Consider the following 17717-nt stretch of genomic DNA (forward strand, 5'->3'; position numbering starts at 1 on the left):
GTCTGTACCGCCATAGTGTGCCGTCATGAAGCCGGATACCCGTACGTTCTATCTCGACGCCGTGACGCGCGTGCTGCGGCAGCTTGTGACCCATCTCGACGACTCGGCGGATCTCGCCGCGTTGGCGCGTCTGGCCCACCTGTCGCCCTTCCACTTTCACCGTGTGTTTCGCGGCATGGTGGGCGAGACAGCCCTCGAGCTGCTGCGACGCCTGCGCCTCGAACGCGCTGCACACACGCTGCGTCACAGCACCACGCCGGTGACGCAGATCGCGTTCACCGCAGGCTACGAAACGCATGAGGCGTTCACGCGGGCCTTCCGCGTGGCGTATGGCGAGGCACCATCCGGCTTCCGGCAGAACCCGCGCGCTCGGCCACATCTGGCCGCGCCGTGCGGGATTCACTTCGACACGACTGATGTCCTCAGCGTGTTCATTCCCCGTGATACCGGAGGTGCTGGGATGGAAATCACTCTGCAGCAGCTGCCCGCGATGCGCTTGGCGACCGTAGTGCATCTTGGGCCATTCAATCAGATTGGCGCCGCCTTCGAACAGCTTGGCGGTCTCGCCGGACGCGCCGGATTGTACGCCTATCCGGGCGCGATGATGGTTGCGACCTACGACGACGATCCGGAAGGCAAGCCGGTCGACGAGTTGCGTTCACGCGCGGGCATTTCGGTGCCGGACGATCTGCCGCTCCCAGATGGACTCGAGGAGCAGCGGATCAGCGGCGGTCCATATGCCTGCTACACGCACATCGGTGGCTATGAGCTCTTGGGCGACGTGTGGTCGCGCTTCATGGGTGAGGCACTCCCATCGCGCGGCTACGTGGTGGCATCGGGACCGGCGCTCGAGATCTATCGCTCCGACATGCGCACCACGCCCAAAGCCGAGTGGCGGACGGATCTGCTCGTGCCGGTGGAGGCGTAGGCGGTCAGACGGCAAATCCGCGCGCCTTGAGCGCCGCCGCCACACTCGGCCGCGCCATGCTCTCCGGACTCTCGTTCCACTGATTGAACGACTCCGCGCGCGTGGCGCCGGCGTCGATGAGCAGGTGCACGATGGCCGGATAGTCGTCGTCATTCGCGCGATCGCAGTAGCGCGAGCCGTGCGCGCACCACGCGATCGGGGAGCTGCCATAGCGGGTATCGCGCACGTTCACCGGCGCACCAGCGTCGAGCAGCAGGCGCACCATCTCCACGCGGCCGTTCCACGCGGCCCAGTGGAGTGGGGTGCCGCCCCACTCGCCTTCCGCGGTAAGCGGCCAACCCAACGCGGCCATCAGACGCACCGTCTCGAGGTCGTTGCGGGTAACCGCGAGCCCGAGCGCATCGCGTTCACTGGGGCCGAGCGTCTGCACGATGCCGGGATTGGCTTCGACCACCCGGCGAGCATCAGCCGCTCGGCCACTCGCGCACGCCGCCAGCAGTTCATCGACGGCGCTGATCGTGGTGTCCGCGCCGACACTCGCCAGATACGCGGCGGCCTCGCCGTGGCCGCGGCGATACGCGAGCTGATACGCCGTGCGTCCATCGTCGCGCGTCGCATTGACTGGTGCACCGTGCTCGACGAGCGCGCGCAGCACGGAGACCGCGTGTCCTACCGCCGCCGCCCGATGCAGCGGCGTTTCGCCCTGGTGCGCCTCCGCGACGTACTTCCCGGTGCTCGGGATGCGCGGATCGGCGCCGTGGTCGAGCAGCCAGTGGAGGCCGCGCATCGCCTGGGACGCGATGGGATTCTCCGGCGTGTGCGCGACCACGAAGTGCAGCGGCGTGTTGCCGTAGATCTCCGGGCCACGATGCAAGTCGGCGCCGAAGGCCAGCAGCAGGTCGAGCGTGTCGACGTGCCCAAGCTGCGCAGCGTGGTAGAGCGCTTCGCCATCGGTGGGGTTCGCGCCGCGTTCGAGGAGCAGCCGCGCGACGGCCACGTTGTTGCGCACACACGGGAAGTAGAGCGCCGAAATGGCGTCGCCGGTGTCTGGCAGCGCGACGCTGGCGTTTGGATCGGCGCCGGCATCGAGCAACGCGCGCACGGTGTCGAGGCGCTGATCGGCGGGGACGGCCAGTCGCTCCTTGAGCGATTCGTCCACCGCAAAGAGCAGCGGTTCGAGCTCGATATGCGGAAGGCGCTGGGACACCAGCGTGGGATCGGCGCGGAGAAGTGCGCGTACCCATTCGGCGTCGCCCACGGCCGCGGCCGTATGCACGTTGAAACGGGCGACCGCCGGCGTCGCCTGCAGCAGGTCGACGGCACGATCAAGGTCATCGTGACGCAGGGCCAGCAGAAAGCTGGCCGCCGCGATCGCCACCTCCGACGGGGCGTCGCTCATGCCTTCTTCACGAACTCCGACTTGAGCCCCATCGGCCCAATGCCGTCGACCTTGCAGTCGATATCGTGATCACCGTCAACCAGTCGGATGTTCTTGACCTTCGTGCCGACCTTCACGACGGTCGACGAGCCGCGCAGTTTGAGGTCCTTGATGAGCGTCACGGTGTCGCCGTCCTGCAGGATGTTACCGACGGCATCACGGATCACCCGCGGGCCCGCGTTCGACGGCTCGGCACTGCCGGCGGTCCACTCGTGTGCACACTCGGGGCAGACGAGCAGCGTACCAGACTCGTAGGTGTACACGGAACTGCAGCTCGGGCAGGGGGGGAGCGACATCGCTTCCGGGGTGAAGGAGGAACCGCACACTGCCGCAAAGGGGCACGAGGGGCCGGGGGCCACGAAGGGGCGATGTACAAAGTACTTCCTCGTGGCCTCCCATGTCTTCGTGCCCCTTCTCGGCTGTTCTCTGAAACTGGCCCGGCAACCACATCCGGTGGCACATTAGGAGACCCCCTTCCGGAGCTCCGTCGTGCGTTCCACCCGTGTGCTTCTCGCGGCTGCCCTGCTGGCGCCGCTGGCCTCTGTCGCCGCGCAGTCCAATATCCAGCGCCGCGATACGGCGTTCATCAATCGGAGCACGAACCCGGCGCTCGCGCCGTTTCGCTTCCGCTCCATTGGTCCGGCGAGCATGGGCGGCCGCATTGATGACATCGCGGTGTACGAAAAGGACCCGCGCATCATCTATATCGGCTACGCGGCCGGCGGCGTGTTCAAGAGCACCAACGCCGGCACCACCTTCGTGCCGATCTTCGAGCAGTACGGCTCGGCCAGCATCGGCGATCTGGCGGTGGACCAGCGCGATCCGAATGTGCTGTACGTGGGCACGGGCGAGCCGAACAACCGCCAGTCGGCGACGTTCGGCGATGGGCTCTACAAGAGCACCGACGGCGGCAAGACCTTTGCCCACATCGGCTTGCGCGAAACGCAGACGATTGCGCGGGTGGTGATCGACCCGCGCAATTCGAACACGGTGTATGTGGCGGCCACCGGTCATCTGTTCGGCCCCAACGCCGAACGGGGGGTCTTCAAGAGCACCGACGCTGGGAAGACGTGGAGCAAGGTGCTCTTCGTGGACGAGCACACGGGCGCGACCGATCTGGCAATCGATCCGTCGAACCCGAATACGCTCTACGCCGCCATGTATCAGCGCCGCCGCACGGGGTGCTGCTTCAATGGTGCGGGGCCGGGGAGCGGCCTGTACAAGAGCGACAACGGTGGCAAGACGTGGACGAAACTGACCACCGGTGGGTTGCCGCCGGGGAATCTCGGGCGCATTGCGGTAGATGTGGCGCGCTCGAACCCGAGCATCGTGTACGCGCAGATCGAGACTGACGGCGCCGATTCCGCGGTGGTGGTGAACGGCGGTGGCGGCGGTCGCGGCGGCTATGACTGGTGCAGCAATGGCGGCGCCACCAAGGGCTTTGCGGCCAACACGCCCGACAGTCTCAAGAAGGTGCCGGCGCTCTCGCGCTATCGCCCCGGGCTCTATCGCTCGAATGACAAGGGGCGCAGCTGGACGCTCGTGAGCAATTGCAACGGGCGGCCGATGTACTTCAGCAACATCCGCATCGATCCCACCAATCCGCAGCGCGTCTATCTGGCAAATGTGCGCGCCGCCAAAAGCGTCGACGGCGGGCGCAGCTTTGCGCCGATCGACAGCGGCATGGGTTTCGGCAACGAAACCGTGGACCAGCACGCCTTCTGGATCGACCCGGCGAACCCCGACCACATCATGCGCGGCAGCGATGCCGGCTTTGCCGTGAGCTGGGATCAGGGCGAGACGTGGGAGTATGTGAAGACGATGGCGACGAGCCTCGCCTATTGGGTGAGTGCCGACATGGAGCGCCCCTACAACGTCTACTTCGGCTTGCAGGACAACGACAGCTGGGGCGGGCCGAGCGCGCAGCGGAGCCGCAATGGCATCCGCAACTTTGCCTGGCATCGCTTCGGTGGTGGCGACGGCTTCCAGACGGCGGTGTCGCCGATGGATCCGACGCTCATCTTCACCGAGTCGCAGGACGGCAACACGATCAAGACGGATCTGACGACGGGCGCGGTGAAGAGCATTCGCCCGATCGCCCCGCCGGCCGGTCGTGGGGGCGCGAACGGTGCGGCGGCCACGCCGGCGCCGGGGTCGTGTGTCGATGGTCGCATCATCCCGCCGCCCACCCCGGGCGCGAATGCGGCACCGGGCGGCGGCTTCGGCGGGCGCGGCGGCGGTGCGGCCAATGTGATCAACGGCAAGCCGGGCGAGACGTACCGCTTCAACTGGAACACACCGTATCAGCTCTCGCCGCATGACCCGAGCGTGGTCTGGCTCGGTGGCAATCGCCTGTTCCGCTCGACCAATCAGGGCGACCTGTGGTATGCGAGTGAAGATCTGACCAAGCAGGTCGATCGCTGCACGATCAGCGTGATGGGCGTGCCGGGCACCAAGCCGCAGGCGAGCAAGAATGACGGCATGACGAGCTACAGCACGATCATCGCCGTTCGCGAATCACCGGTACGCCCCGGCGTGGTGTGGGCGGGTACCGATGATGGCAACCTGCAGGTGAGCCGCGACAACGGCGTGAGCTTCACGGAAGTCGGCAAGAACATCACCGGGCTCCCGGCGAAGGCGCTCACCGGCGACAACCCGTACTGGATCTCGCGCATCGAGGCCAGTCACTTCGACGCCGCGACCGCCTACGTGTCCATCGACGGCCACCGCAGCGACGATCTCACGCCGTATGTGTTCGTCACGCGCGATTACGGTGCCACCTGGAAGTCGGTGAGCACCGGGCTGCCGCGCTCGGGGAACGTGCAGACGATCCGCGAGGACCCGAAGAACCCCGACCTGCTCTACGCCGGCACCGAGTTCGGCATCTACATCAGCCTCGATGCCGGCGCCACGTGGGACAAGTTCATGACTGGCTATCCCACCGTGCGGACGGATGAGATCCTGGTGCATCCGCGCGACGGCGATCTGATCGTCGCGTCGCATGGCCGCAGCATCTGGATCGCCGACGACATCACGCCGCTGCAGCAGCTCACGCCGGCAGTGCGTGCGAGTGAGGCGCATCTCTTCGATGTGCGACCGGCCGTGGCCTACCTCAACGACTTTACGCTCGACATCTACACGGGTGGCGAGAAGGAATTCGAAGGGGAGAACCCCGCGCGCGGGACGGCGATTCACTTCTGGCTCAAGAACGCGGCCGAGGCGACGCTGCGCATTGCGGATGCGACCGGGCGGGCGGTGTGCGAGCAGACGGTGAAGGGCGTGGCGGGGATGAATCGGGTGCAGTGGACGTTGGGGGCACCGATGCTGGCGGCGGCACCGGCGGGGCGGGGTGGGGCTGGACCGTCGGTAACGGCGGAAGCCCGTACTGCGGAAGCCCGTACTGCGGAAGCTCGAACGGCGGGAGCTGGGACTGCGGGAACTGCGGGGGCGCAGCCGGCGGCTGCGGCGGTGCAGCCGGTGGCTTCGGCGGGGGATCGCAGCTGCACGGGGGCAGCGGCGGGTGGACGAGGGGGAGCGCCCACCTCGGCGGCGCCGGGGAGTTATACCGCATCGCTCACGGTGGGTGGGAAGACGTACACGAACGCCGTGCAGGTACTCGAAGACCGCTGGATGCGCGCGAAGTAAGCAGTGGGAGCGGATCGTTTGCGTCGGGCACTCCTGTATCTCGTCGTCGCCGGTGTGGTGGCCGCGGTCTTCTGGCCATCACTCGGCGCCGACTGGGTGACGTGGGATGACGACACGAACTTCCTGCTGAACCCGAACTTCCGCGGACTCGGCGCTGAGCAGCTGCGGTGGATGTGGACGAGCTTCCACCTCGGCATCTGGATTCCGTTGTCGTGGATGACACTCGGTGCGAACTACCTGCTGTTCGGCATGGAGCCGGCAGGGTATCACGCGACGAATGTTCTGCTCCATGCCATCAATGCCGTGTTGCTCACGCAGCTCGGTATCGACGTCCTTGCGCGTCCCGCCGGCTCGTCGCGCGCGCGCCTCGCTGCGGCGTCTCCACTGGCGCTGCCGGTGTCGGCGGCCATCGGCGCGTTGGCGTTCGCGGTGCATCCGCTGCGCGTGGAGTCGGTCACGTGGATCACCGAGCGGCGTGATGTGCTGTCGGGGATGTTCTACCTCGGCGCACTCATCGCCTTTGTCCGATTCGCGGATGGCGGGCCGCGGGCGCGCGCGTGGTATGCGCTGGCCCTGGGCAGTTTTGTGGCCGCGCTGCTCGCCAAGGGCACCGCCGTCACCGTACCGGGCGCGATGGCGCTGCTCTGGTGGATGCCGCTGGGGCAGATCGGCGGCGAGGCGGGCTGGTCGCGCGCCGCGTGGCAGCGCGCCCTCCGGGTGCTCGCGCCCTTTGGCGTGTTGGCGGTGGGCTTTGCGGTGGTCGCGCTGCGTGGGCTCGCCTATCCGCAGCTCCCAATCACCGGCAAGATCGCGGTAAGTCTCTACAGCTGGTGCTTCTATCTCGCCAAGACGGTGTGGCCGAGTGGGCTCTCGCCGCTCTATCTGATGCCGGAGCCGCTCGATCCGCTGGCGACGCGTTTTGTCGTGGCGGGGGCGGTGGTGGTGCTCAGTGGGGTGGCGGGGTGGTGGCTGTATCGCCGGGTGCCGGGTGTGGTGGTGGCGCTTCTGGCGTTCAGCGTGATCATCTTCCCGCTGCTCGGGTTGCATCAGGGCGGGCCGCAGATCACGGCCGACCGGAACACGTACAACGCGTCGTTTGCGCTGGCGCTGCTGGCGGGTGGCGCTGTGCTCACGCTCTGGTCGCGCCTGCGTGCGGCACCGCTGCTGGCACTGCCGGTGGTCGCGGCTCTCGCGGCCGTGACGTGGCAACAGCAGGCGTACTGGCAGAACTCCGAGGCGCTCTGGCTACGCGTGCTCGCAGTGGAGCCAGAGAGTGCCCACGGTCATAACAATTACGGCAATGTGCTGCTGGCGGCCGGGCGCGTTGAGGAGGCGGTCGCGCGCTATGCGCGCGCGGTGGAACTGCGGCCGACGTTCGGGCCGGCGCTGGCCAATCTGGGTGTCGCCCTGAATACGGCAGGAAAGCCGGCCGAGGCCATCCAGATGCTGACGCGCGCGCTGGCCGTCGATTCCACGCGCGACGATGTCGAAGCGAATCTTGGAGGCGCCCTGATGCAGACGGGTGATCTCGACGGCGCGGTGCGTCATCTGGCGCGCGCCGTGCAGCTCAATGCGCAGAATGCAAACGCGGAAGTGAACTGGGGGAACGCGCTCGTGCGACGCGGGGATGCGGCGAGTGCGCTTGCGCACTACGCCCGCGCGGTCGCGATTCGTCCGGACTATGCCGATGCCCACCTCAACTGGGGCGTCGCTCTGGCGCAGCAGGGCAACCTCATCGAGGCGCGCGAGCATTTCCAGCGCGCCGCGGCGCTTGCGCCCGGTAGCGAGGTGGCGCGGCAATACCTGGCGCAGGTGGAGCGGGATCTGTCGGGGCGGCGATAGGCGACCGTGGCGCGCCTGCTGTCACGAAACGTGAGAGGGTGTAATGGGATGGTGCCGCCGGCGCTGGCGCCCAGCCCTGCCGGCTGTGCGCTAAGCGTATACGGCACAACAGATTGAAACGCCGGGCGCGCCGAACACGGCCGTGGCCTGCACCATGCCTTGAGAGAGGACACGCGGACCCGCCCCGCGATCTTCAACGACAAGGTGCATCATGGTCCGTGCTCTTCGAATGGTCAGCAGTGGTCTCGTCACGGCGATGCTGCTCGCCGCGTGCAGTGGTGATGCGGTGTCGGGGCCCGATGCGGTCGCTCGACTCTCCGGCGGGAGCGGCGGCGGTGGCTCGACGTCATCGGGCGGCGGCGGATCCACATCGACGGGTGGAAGCGGTGGCGGTGGCGGCGGCGGCGGCGGGAAGACGTGCACCAACTCCCTCTCGATCAACGCGACCGGCACCGAGTCACTCGCCGGCAACAGCTTCTCGGCGACCTATGTCGTGACGTCCTGCTACTCCAAGAAGCAGGTGAACATGCGCGCCACCGATCTCGCGACGGGCTTCGTGGTGTGGCAGTCGGTGCCTGACCTCGCAGGGACCATCGCGATCTGGTCGCTCCCGTACACGCTGACCACCTATCGTGTGGACGCCCGGGCCATCAACGGGAACGACGGCACGGTCATCGCGACCGCGTCGCAGCTGGTGGACATGACGAATCCGCTCCCCTGCACGCCGTTCATTCACGAGACGGCCACGGTGGGCTACTGGGTCAACTACGCGGCGCTGTGGGCCGCGCAGGACGCTCAAGACTGCGGACAGGGCGGCACCGTGCACCTCAAGATCACGAACCTCAACACCGGTCTCGTGGAGCTCGACTACCCGAACCTCGGCCTCTCGACCATGATCGACTTCGAAGGGCCGCAGGTGAAGTACAGCACGCCGTACCGGGTGCGCGCCGAGCTCTGGTCCCGCTCGGGGACGCTGATCGATGCCAGCGAGACGGATGTGGTGACGTCGCCGATGAAGTAAGGCGGGCCCTGTCGGACACGCGCCCGCGGCGCACCAGTCGGTGTGCCGCGGGCGCGATCCGTTTCGGTCCCACCGTGGTAGAATGTCGCATGCCGCCTTTCACCATCCGCCTGGCGACGATCGCCGACATCGCCACGATCGCGCACCATCGGGCCCAGATGTTCATCGACATGGGGACGATGCCCGAGGCGCTCCGCACGTCGCTGGTGGACGCCACGACGGACTATCTCGCCACCGCGCTGCCGGCCGGTGAGTACGTGGGATGGCTGGCCGTGCCCGCCGACGCGCCGGCGCAGGTGATCGCCGGTGCGGGGATCCAGCATCGGCGGATCCTGCCGCGGGTCGTGGACCGGCCCACCGGCCCCGCGGTGATGGACGGCCGGGAGGCGATCGTGATCAACGTCTACACGGACCCCGCCTGGCGCCGGCGGGGGGTCGCGGGTGCGCTCATGACCCGCCTCATCGACGACGTGCGGGCCATGCCGGTCCAGCGGCTGGTGCTGCACGCCTCCGCGGAGGGGCGCCCGCTCTACGAAACGCTGGGGTTCGTGGCCACCAACGAGATGCGCTACACGGGCGTGCTGCTCGATCGGTAAGTCGCCAAAACAGAATGGCCGAGGCCGCTCTCGGCGGGCGTGCACGCCGCTACATTTCCGGCGATCCGGACTGTTCGTGGCCCACACCTGCTCTCCTGCGTGACCCAGCCCAAGATCTGCCCGCGTTGCGGCGACACGTATGACGACGCCGTCGATTTCTGCGCCAAGGATGGCACACGTCTGATTCGCGCCGGGCAGAGCGCCGATCTGGTGGGCACCGTGATCGCCGAGCGCTATCGCATCGAATCGCGCATTGGCGAAGGCGGGATGGGCCAGGTGTATCTGGGCGAGCACGTCCGCATGCGTCGCAAGAGCGCCATCAAGATCATGCGGCCGGCGCTCGTGCATGAGCCGGAAGCGCTGCAGCGGTTCACGCGCGAAGCCGAGAACGCGAGCCAGCTGTCGCATTCGAACATCGCGTCGATCTTCGACTTCGGCGAGACGGCCGACGGCGTCGTGTATCTCGCCATGGAGTATGTGGACGGCGGATCGCTCGCGGATCTCCTCGCGCGTGAGGCGCTGCATCCGGAAGTCGCCGCGGACATCATCGGCCAGGCGGCCGACGGGCTCCACGCGGCGCACGAGATGAACATGCTGCACCGCGACATCAAGCCCGACAACATCATGCTTGGGCGGCGCGCCGACGGGACGTATCTCGTGAAGCTCGTGGACTTCGGCATTGCGCGCACGTATGGCAGCGGCGAGCAGAAGGTCACGCGTACCGGCTTTGCCGTGGGCACGCCGCAGTACATGTCGCCCGAGCAGCTGGCGGGTGAGGCGCTCGATACGCGCAGCGATCAGTACTCGCTGGCACTGGTGGCGTTCTATGCACTGACGGGCAAGCAGGCGTTTCCCGCCGAGAGCACGAAGGAGTCGCTCATTCTCCGGCTAACCAGCCGCCCACAGTCGCTGCAGGATGCGCGCGTGGACATCGAGTGGCCGGAAGCGCTGCAGGGGGTCTTCAACAAGGCCCTCTCGCCAGAGCCGGGCGATCGCTACGCGACCGTGCTGGAGTTTGCCGAAGGGTTGTCGCGCGCGATCAGCAGCATGACGCCCACGCAGACCGCCGAGATGTACCGACATGCGCTCGAAACGCGCGCGGCCGGCGTCGTGGCGCGCACGCCGGGCGCGCTCGGCTCGGGGGAACGCTCCATCGTGTCGCGCAGTGGCAGCGTCCCAGTGGTGTCCGGCGGCTCGCCGGTGCTGCCGCCACCACCGCCCAAGGCACGGTGGCCGTTCGTCATTGGTGGCGTGGTGACGCTGTCGGTGGCGACCACGCTCTGGACGGTCAATCGCGGGCGATCGCCGGAAGTCCCGGCCGCGGACACGATGGCCGCGGCGCCGGTCCCCGGTGATTCGGCGGCACTCGCCAGCGGCGCAGCACCCGCGCCCGCGCCGACCGCTGGCACACCGACGGCTGGCACACCGACGGCCGCGCCGACCGTAGCGGCCGCGTCAGCCAAGGGCGGCAAGCCGTCGGCAGACACCAGTCGAAAGGCCAAGGACGACACGGCCAAACTCAATGCCGCCAAGCGCGCGAAGGCGGCGGCCGACAGTGCGGCGGCGGTGGCGGCGGCACGGGCGCGGTATCCCGAGGCGCCACTCCGCGCGATGATCGACAAGGGCATCGATGTGAAGGCCCATCAGGTGCGCTTCGACGACATGCGGGTCACCGTCATGCCGGCGCCGATGAGTGTGTGGCGCGCCGATCAGGTGGCGAGCTGGAAGAACGGCTTCAAGCGCCCCGATGGGAGCAGCTACGAGCTCGCCGATCCGATCGAGCGGTGGAGTGCGTGGAGCCGCACCGTGCAGGCTCGACGTGCGGTGTACGTCCTGGAAGTGATGCCCGATCGGTCGCCGTGGCCCAAGCTCGATCCGGATGGCGTGGTGGACTTCAAGAAGGGCGATGTGACGAGCGTGGAGCTGCTGCGCGACGGCCAACCGGTGTCCCTCGAGAGCGGCGCCGTGATTCCCGCGGTTGCCAATCCGGAAGCCCAGCAGGGGGGCAAGAAGCCGGTGTTCAATGGCTTCGCCGCCGTGGTGCCGCCCACCGCGTTCGTGCCCCGCGATGATGGCTCATCGCCACGGATCGAGCTGGTGGTGAAGGACGCCACGCGCGGCGCGCCGTCGAAGACCACGCTCAGCGAATCGCTGGTCAAGCGGTTGTACAACGAGTTCGCGCCTTGGCGCGACGCGTTGGCGCGCTAGTCGGGGCAATCACCAGCATCCTCATCCGGAGCCCACATGGCCGAGAACAAGACGAAAGCCACGAAGGGGAGCGTCGCGAGCTATCTCGCGGCGATCAAGCAGGAGACGCGTCGCGCCGATTGTGAGCGACTCGCCGCGCTCATGAGCAAAGCCACCGGCGAGCCCGCCACGATGTGGGGCACGGCCATCGTCGGCTTCGGCAGTTACCACTACGTGTACGACAGCGGCCGCGAAGGGGACTCGTGCCTCGTGGGCTTTTCGTCGCGCGCGACGGAGATCGCCCTCTATCTCTCGAGCGAGTTCCCGAAGCGCGACGAGCTGCTGGCCAAGCTCGGCAAGCACAAGACGGCCAAGGCGTGCGTGTACGTGAAGACGCTCGCCGACGTTGATGAGAAAGTGCTCGCGCAGATGGTGAAGGCGAGCTACGCGTACACGAAGAAAAAATGGGCCTGACACGGGCCGCCAAACCGCTGATTCGCATGTCGATACGCGATTACGCGAAACCCGCCATCAGGGTAGGGTAACGACACCGCAAGTCCCGCATTTCCCCTACTTCCCTGCGGCTGGGGAAATCGATCTTCCACATGTGCTCCTCTGAATCGGTTCGGATCGGTGCGGGCACAGTCGACGCGGTTTTCGCCGGGCGTCTGGCACCTCCTTCGGTGCCCCCACCACGCCGGCGCCGCGCCTTCACTCTGGAGGATCCGACGATGCGCCACCTTCCCACCATCCTGCTCGGGCTCGCGACGCTCACGTCGGTCGCCACCGCTCAGAATCAGCCCCCCCGCCGTCTCCCGACCGCCAAGGTCACCGCCGATACGTCCAACTTCCTCGCCGTGCAGAACGACCGCGGCGCGGCCGTCACCGTGTACGCGCGCGTCGGTGCCTTCGATCGCCGCCTGGGGATCGTCCCGGCCGGGCAGATCAGCACGCTGCCCATTCCGTCATGGGCCGTCGCCGGCGAAACGACTCTCAAGGTGTTCGCCCGCGCTGATGGCGAAGACACCGATCTCGCGGTGCAGACCTTCCCGCTCCGCGGCGCGAAGCGCCTTGGCCTGCTCGTGCCGCCCCGAGGTGGGATCGCGGTGAATGACAGCCTGCTCGTGAAGCTCAACGCCAGCGAACTCGCGGCGACCACGCTCACGGTGAGCAACGATCGCGATCGGTCCGTCACTGTCTACGCCGAACAGGGCACGTACTCGGTGCGCCTCGGTGAAGTGAAGGCGAAGACGCAGACGACGTTGACGTTCCCGAAGTCGCTGATTGCGCGCGACAACACGATCCGCGTGTTCCTGCGCCCCGCCGGCGGACTCGATCTGGCGACGCAGATCATCGAACTCAAGAACGGCGATCACGTGGGCATTCGGATGTAATCGCCCGCTCGCAGGACCTTTCCCGGACCTGCGCGCGAGTCATACGCGAGCGGTCTGCCAGCGGCACCCGGTTCCCCCCGGGTGCCGCACTGCGTTGTGGGGGGTGTGGCGCGGTGGTATCCTACCGCGCCACGCCACCTCTCCCCACACGTGTGACTCGCCCTCCTGCGCTGTCGCGTACACAAGCCGCCGCGATTGCCATCGCGACCATCGTTGCGGGCTTGGCGGTTCATCGCCTCGCCGCCCCGAGCGCCGCGCGCGATATCGCCGGCGATGCACTCTGGGCGGCGATGATGTTCTGGTGGGTCACGGTGCTTTGGCCCAACGGCTCGGCGTCAACGCGCGCCGCGGTCGCGCTCGCCGTCAGCTGGGCGGTGGAGTTCAGCCAGCTGTGGCATGCGCCGTGGCTCGAGCAGCTGCGGGCCACCCGGCTCGGGCCGCTGGTGCTCGGCTCAGGCTTCGACTCGCGTGATCTCGTGAGCTACGCGGCCGGAGTCGTCCTCGCCTGGGGTATCGCGAAGCGAACTGGGCTGTAATCGGGCCGGGAATGTGACTAGCCGCTCATTCCAGCGGCGCGTAACGTCGTGGCAGCCCACTCCCCGACTGAATTCATGGCCCAGCGCGCGACCGGCACGTTCGATGTGAAGCTCACCCCCCAACCGGCGGATGACTATGCCGATGGGGTGATTACCGGGCGTCTCACGATCGACAAGGTCTTTCGCGGGGGCATCGCGGGAACGAGCAAGGGGCAGATGCTGACCGGCATGACCGCCGTGAAGGGCTCCGCCGGGTACGTCGCGATTGAACGGGTCACTGGTACCGTCGATGAGCGGCGCGGCACCTTCATTCTGCAGCACAGCGGAACCATGCACGCCGGCGCGCAGCAGCTCGCGCTGACGGTGGTGCCGGATTCCGGCACCGATGAACTGCTCGGCTTGAGCGGCAGCATGACGCTGGATATCGCGAACGGCGTGCACGCCTACACGTTCACCTACACGCTTCCCGACGCCGACTGATGCGCCCCATCATTACCGATCCGGATGGCACGCGCCGCGTCGATACGCCGCGCGTCGTGGAGGTCGAACGGCACCAGGGCCATCGTCATCTGGTCGTGATGCCCGAGCACGAATCGTTCCTCGATCGCATCGGCATCGCGCGACTTGCCCTTGGCGTCGGCATCGTCGCCATCCTCGGCGGCACCGGGTACTGGCTGCTGGCGTAGGGTGCGCAGGCACATCCTCCTTTACGGCGTCGTTGGCGGGCTCGCGATTACCGTGCTGCAGCTGATCCAGTACCGGTGGTTGATCCTGTCCCACTCCGCCGAGGTGTACGCCGCGCTGGTCGCGGTCCTCTTCGCGACGGTGGGGCTGTGGCTTGGGCAGCGCCTGACGCGCCCGAAGGAACGGCTCGTGGAACGGGTGCGGGAGGTCCGCGTCGAGGTCCCGGTCGAGGTGCCCGTCGAGGTGCCGGCCGCGGGGCCGTTCGTGCGCGATGAGGGGCAGGTCGCCGCCCTGGGTCTGACGCCGCGCGAACTGGAAATTCTGGAGCTGATCGCGGCCGGACTCAGTAACCGCGAGATCGCCGAGCGGGCGTTCGTCAGCGAGAATACGGTGAAGACGCACTCGAGCCGGGTCTTCGACAAGCTCGGGGTGCAGCGGCGGACCCAGGCGGCCCAGCGAGCCCGCGAACTCCGACTCATTCCCTGACGGGGCTGGGTCGATGATTTTCGGCCAGAACGACCGTCCAACTCGCCAGAATCGTCACCCGAAGGCATGATTTCCGGCTCCACGCGAGAAAATCACCCGTTCGGGTGACGCGCGGCGCGCCCGGTTCGGACACACTCCGCCCCACTTCATCCTCAAGGAGCGACTGATGCGGAGCATTGTACTGAAATACGGACTCAGGGCGGGCGCCATTCTCGGCGTCGTGATGTTCGGGAGCTACCCGTTCCGGGAGCAGATCGGCATCGGGACTTTGGGCATGGTCATCGGCTACACGAGCATGGTGCTCGCGTTTCTGATGATCCACGCCGGCGTCACCACCTATCGGGACACCATGGGCGACGGTCAGGTGTCCTACGGACGGGCGTTGGTGGTCGGGCTGCTGATCATGCTCGTCGGGAGCGCGATATATGTCGCCTGCTGGGAGATCATCTTCTTTGCCCTGACCCCCGATTTCGCCGAACACTATGCCAAAGTCGCCGTGGAAAGCGCGCGAGCGGCTGGCAAGAGCGAGGCGGAGATCGCCAAGGTTTCGGCGGACATGCAGGCCTTTGCCATCGCCTACAAGAACCCGCTCATCAACATTGCCTACACGTTTCTGGAGCCACTCCCCGTTGGTCTGCTCTTCTCCTTTGTCTCCGCCTGGCTGGTCAGTCGCAAACGCGGCCCCGCGTCGGCCCCGATGGTTCCCGCATGATCGCGGCGCGCGCCTCGTGAGTCGCGCCGGGGCCTCGGCGTCGCTCATCGCCCTCGCGCTCGTCACGGTGTCCGCCGTGGCGGGCGCGCAGGCGTCTGGGCCCGTGCCGCCCAGCCTTCCCGATGCCGTGCTCTTCAAGCGGATCGACTCGCTGGTTGCCGCGACGCCCGCCTTCTCCGGCATCGTGGCCGTAGGGAAGCGGGGTGCCATCGTGTACCTCGCCAGCGCGGGTCTCACGAAGCCCGGGGGCGCCAAGCCGACGAGTACCACCGCATTCAATCTGGGCTCCATCAACAAGGTCTTTACCGAGATCCTGGTGCGGCAGACCGCCGCCGAGCAGGGGTGGTCGCTCGACACGACGCTCGCCGGTCTCTGGCCCGACTATCCGAACGCCGCCGTCGCGCAGGCCATCACGATTCGCCAGCTGCTGACGCACAAGAGTGGCGTGCAGGGCAACATCTTTGCCGGCGACTCTGCCGTGCGTGGCAAGCGCCGCGCGCTGCGTGATTATCTGCCGACGTTCGTTGACAATCCGTTGCAGTTCAAGCCCGGCACCCGGGAGTCGTATTCGAATGCCGGCTACGTGCTGCTCGGCCTGCTGCTCGAACAGCGCACGAAGCGGTCGTACTATGACCTCGTGGATGAGCGCATCTATCGCTTTGCGGGCATGACGAGTGCCGGCTACTTCGCGCGCGATTCGCTGCCGGAGTTTGCGGTCGTAGGGACGACGCAGCGCAGTGTCGCGGGTGATCCGCTCGACGCGCCGCGATTGAACAAGGGGTCGCTCCCCGGGCGTGGCTCCTCGGCCGGTGGCGGCTATGCCTCGGCGCAGGATCTGTTGCTCTTTGTGCAGGCGCTGCGCGACAGGCGTATTCCGCAGGGACTACCGCCCGGCATCGGCGTCGCGGGCGGCAGTCCCGGTGTGAACGCGGTGATCGAAGGCGCACTCCCCGGCGATCGCGATCTGGTGATCCTCGCGAACGTCGACCCACCCATGGCCGAAACGCTGTCGCAGATCATTCGCGGCTGGCTCGGCGTCAAGGAGTGAGCATGCTCCGTGGTCTGGTGGTCGCGATCTTCCTGGTGGCGACGCGCGCGCACGCCCAGGCGGCCGCGTGTACCGCGCCCCTGGCCGATTCCATCATCACGGCCACGGTGCCCGGGCGGCCGTTCGTGGCGCTGCCGAGCGCCGACGGCTGTCACCTGTTTGTCTCGCTCAATCCGGCGGGCCCCGGCGAACAGCCCGGTGTGGCCGTGCTCGACGTGGGGCGGACGCTCGCGCTGCGGCGCATCGTCCCCACGCCGCAGATCCCGTCGGGGATGGCGCTGTCGCGTGATGGACAGGTGCTCATCGCGGCGCACAATGAGAGCGCCTCCCTCTTTGATGTGGCCGCGCTCGTGAACGGCGGCGAGGCGCTGCTGGGGCGCCTCCCGGATAAAGCCGGCGCCGGGCGCGTGTACGCCAACACGTCGCCCGATGACGCGCTGCTCTTTCTGGCCGATGAGCGTACGCAGAGCATCACCGTCGTGGATTTCGCCAAGGCGCGCGCGCCGGGTGGCGCCGCCGGGAGTGTGCTCGGGTTCATCCCCACCGGTGATCTGCCGATTGCACTGACGTTTTCGCCCGACGGGAAGTGGCTCTACACCACGAGCCAGCGCGTGCCCAACACGCAGCAGTGGCCGGTGGTGTGCCGCAAGCAGGGGTCGCTCGATCCGGCCGATCCCCCCGAGCAGGTCGAGGGCGCCGTGCTCGTGGTGGATGTGGCAAAGGCGCGCACCGATGCGGCGCACAGCGTGGCGCGCATCATTCGCGCGGGATGTAATCCGGTGCGGTTCGTGTTCTCGCCCAAGGGGGATCGCGCGTACGTGAGCGCCCGTGGGGAGAACGCCTTGCTCGTGTTCGATGCGCGCAAGCTCGGCGTTCGTGGTGACACCGCGAATCCGCTGGTGGCTCGAATCCCGGTGGGCACGGCGCCCGTAGGCATTGCCGTGACCCCCGACAGCCGGCGGGTGCTGGTGACCAATTCCAATCGCTTTGCCGGCGGGGCCGATGATCATCAGTCGGTCACCGTCATCGATGCGACCCGGGTGACCGACGGCGCCAAGGCGGTGCTCGGTGAGATCCCGGCGGGGGCCTTCCCGCGCGAACTGCGGCTGATGCCGAATGGCCGCACGCTCGTGCTCACCAACTTCAACTCCAAGACGGTGCAGCTCGTGGATCTGGCGAAGATCCCGGGGGCCCGATGAC

17 protein-coding genes are annotated in these 17717 nt (G+C 67.5%); 15 read left to right on the top strand and 2 right to left on the bottom strand.

Features of this window, described 5'->3' with window-relative positions; translation table 11 throughout:
- The first annotated feature begins 25 nt into the window (after positions 1-25).
- Positions 26-928, top strand: coding sequence for an AraC family transcriptional regulator (locus tag K2R93_17360; GenBank protein ID MBY0491610.1), 903 nt, complete (start codon positions 26-28; stop codon positions 926-928).
- Between the two features lie 4 nt (positions 929-932).
- On the opposite strand, the gene K2R93_17365 is transcribed toward K2R93_17360, so the two are convergent.
- Both K2R93_17365 and K2R93_17370 read right to left on the bottom strand, forming a co-directional pair.
- Positions 933-2327, bottom strand: a complete 1395-nt coding sequence (locus tag K2R93_17365) for an ankyrin repeat domain-containing protein (GenBank protein MBY0491611.1) — start codon at positions 2325-2327, stop codon at positions 933-935.
- Positions 2324-2662 carry an alkylphosphonate utilization protein gene (locus K2R93_17370; GenBank protein ID MBY0491612.1) on the bottom strand — a complete coding sequence of 113 codons (339 nt, stop codon included), beginning with the start codon at positions 2660-2662 and terminating at the stop codon, positions 2324-2326. Before K2R93_17370 ends, K2R93_17365 begins: the two co-directional genes overlap by 4 nt.
- Positions 2663-2855: 193 nt before the next feature.
- Here K2R93_17370 and K2R93_17375 point away from each other — a divergent pair, with 193 nt between their 5' ends.
- The 14 genes from K2R93_17375 (at position 2856) to K2R93_17440 (ending at position 17716) form a co-directional block, all read left to right on the top strand.
- Positions 2856-6011, top strand: a complete 3156-nt coding sequence (locus K2R93_17375; protein ID MBY0491613.1) for a hypothetical protein — start codon at positions 2856-2858, stop codon at positions 6009-6011.
- Positions 6012-6029: 18 nt separating this feature from the next.
- Positions 6030-7853, top strand: a complete 1824-nt coding sequence (locus tag K2R93_17380; GenBank protein MBY0491614.1) for a tetratricopeptide repeat protein — start codon at positions 6030-6032, stop codon at positions 7851-7853.
- A gap of 211 nt (positions 7854-8064) precedes the next feature.
- Positions 8065-8874 (top strand): hypothetical protein, encoded by an 810-nt coding sequence (locus K2R93_17385; protein MBY0491615.1) that lies wholly within the window; start codon positions 8065-8067, stop codon positions 8872-8874.
- 89 nt (positions 8875-8963) lie between these two features.
- Positions 8964-9470: a GNAT family N-acetyltransferase gene (locus K2R93_17390; GenBank protein ID MBY0491616.1), complete on the top strand. Its 507-nt coding sequence runs from the start codon at positions 8964-8966 to the stop codon at positions 9468-9470.
- 99 nt (positions 9471-9569) lie between these two features.
- Complete coding sequence (locus K2R93_17395) at positions 9570-11678, top strand: serine/threonine protein kinase (protein ID MBY0491617.1); 2109 nt, start codon at positions 9570-9572, stop codon at positions 11676-11678.
- A 36-nt stretch (positions 11679-11714) separates the two neighbouring features.
- Positions 11715-12131, top strand: coding sequence for a DUF1801 domain-containing protein (locus tag K2R93_17400; GenBank protein MBY0491618.1), 417 nt, complete (start codon positions 11715-11717; stop codon positions 12129-12131).
- A gap of 257 nt (positions 12132-12388) precedes the next feature.
- Positions 12389-13051 carry a hypothetical protein gene (locus tag K2R93_17405; protein ID MBY0491619.1) on the top strand — a complete coding sequence of 221 codons (663 nt, stop codon included), beginning with the start codon at positions 12389-12391 and terminating at the stop codon, positions 13049-13051.
- 152 nt (positions 13052-13203) lie between these two features.
- Complete coding sequence (locus K2R93_17410; protein ID MBY0491620.1) at positions 13204-13587, top strand: DUF2809 domain-containing protein; 384 nt, start codon at positions 13204-13206, stop codon at positions 13585-13587.
- Positions 13588-13662: 75 nt separating this feature from the next.
- Positions 13663-14067 (top strand): DUF3224 domain-containing protein, encoded by a 405-nt coding sequence (locus K2R93_17415; protein ID MBY0491621.1) that lies wholly within the window; start codon positions 13663-13665, stop codon positions 14065-14067.
- On the top strand, positions 14067-14273 hold the full coding sequence (locus K2R93_17420; GenBank protein MBY0491622.1) for a hypothetical protein: 207 nt from the start codon (positions 14067-14069) through the stop codon (positions 14271-14273). Before K2R93_17415 ends, K2R93_17420 begins: the two co-directional genes overlap by 1 nt.
- On the top strand, positions 14191-14757 hold the full coding sequence (locus K2R93_17425) for a response regulator transcription factor (protein ID MBY0491623.1): 567 nt from the start codon (positions 14191-14193) through the stop codon (positions 14755-14757). Before K2R93_17420 ends, K2R93_17425 begins: the two co-directional genes overlap by 83 nt.
- A 166-nt stretch (positions 14758-14923) precedes the next feature.
- Positions 14924-15469 (top strand): DUF4199 domain-containing protein, encoded by a 546-nt coding sequence (locus K2R93_17430; protein ID MBY0491624.1) that lies wholly within the window; start codon positions 14924-14926, stop codon positions 15467-15469.
- Positions 15470-15485: 16 nt separating this feature from the next.
- The gene (locus K2R93_17435) at positions 15486-16517 is read left to right on the top strand and encodes a beta-lactamase family protein (GenBank protein MBY0491625.1); all 1032 of its coding nucleotides are present in this window, start codon (positions 15486-15488) and stop codon (positions 16515-16517) included.
- A 2-nt stretch (positions 16518-16519) separates the two neighbouring features.
- Positions 16520-17716, top strand: coding sequence for a beta-propeller fold lactonase family protein (locus K2R93_17440; protein MBY0491626.1), 1197 nt, complete (start codon positions 16520-16522; stop codon positions 17714-17716).
- Position 17717 lies beyond the last annotated feature (1 nt).

Source organism: Gemmatimonadaceae bacterium (assembly GCA_019752115.1).
Taxonomy (GTDB): domain Bacteria; phylum Gemmatimonadota; class Gemmatimonadetes; order Gemmatimonadales; family Gemmatimonadaceae; genus Gemmatimonas.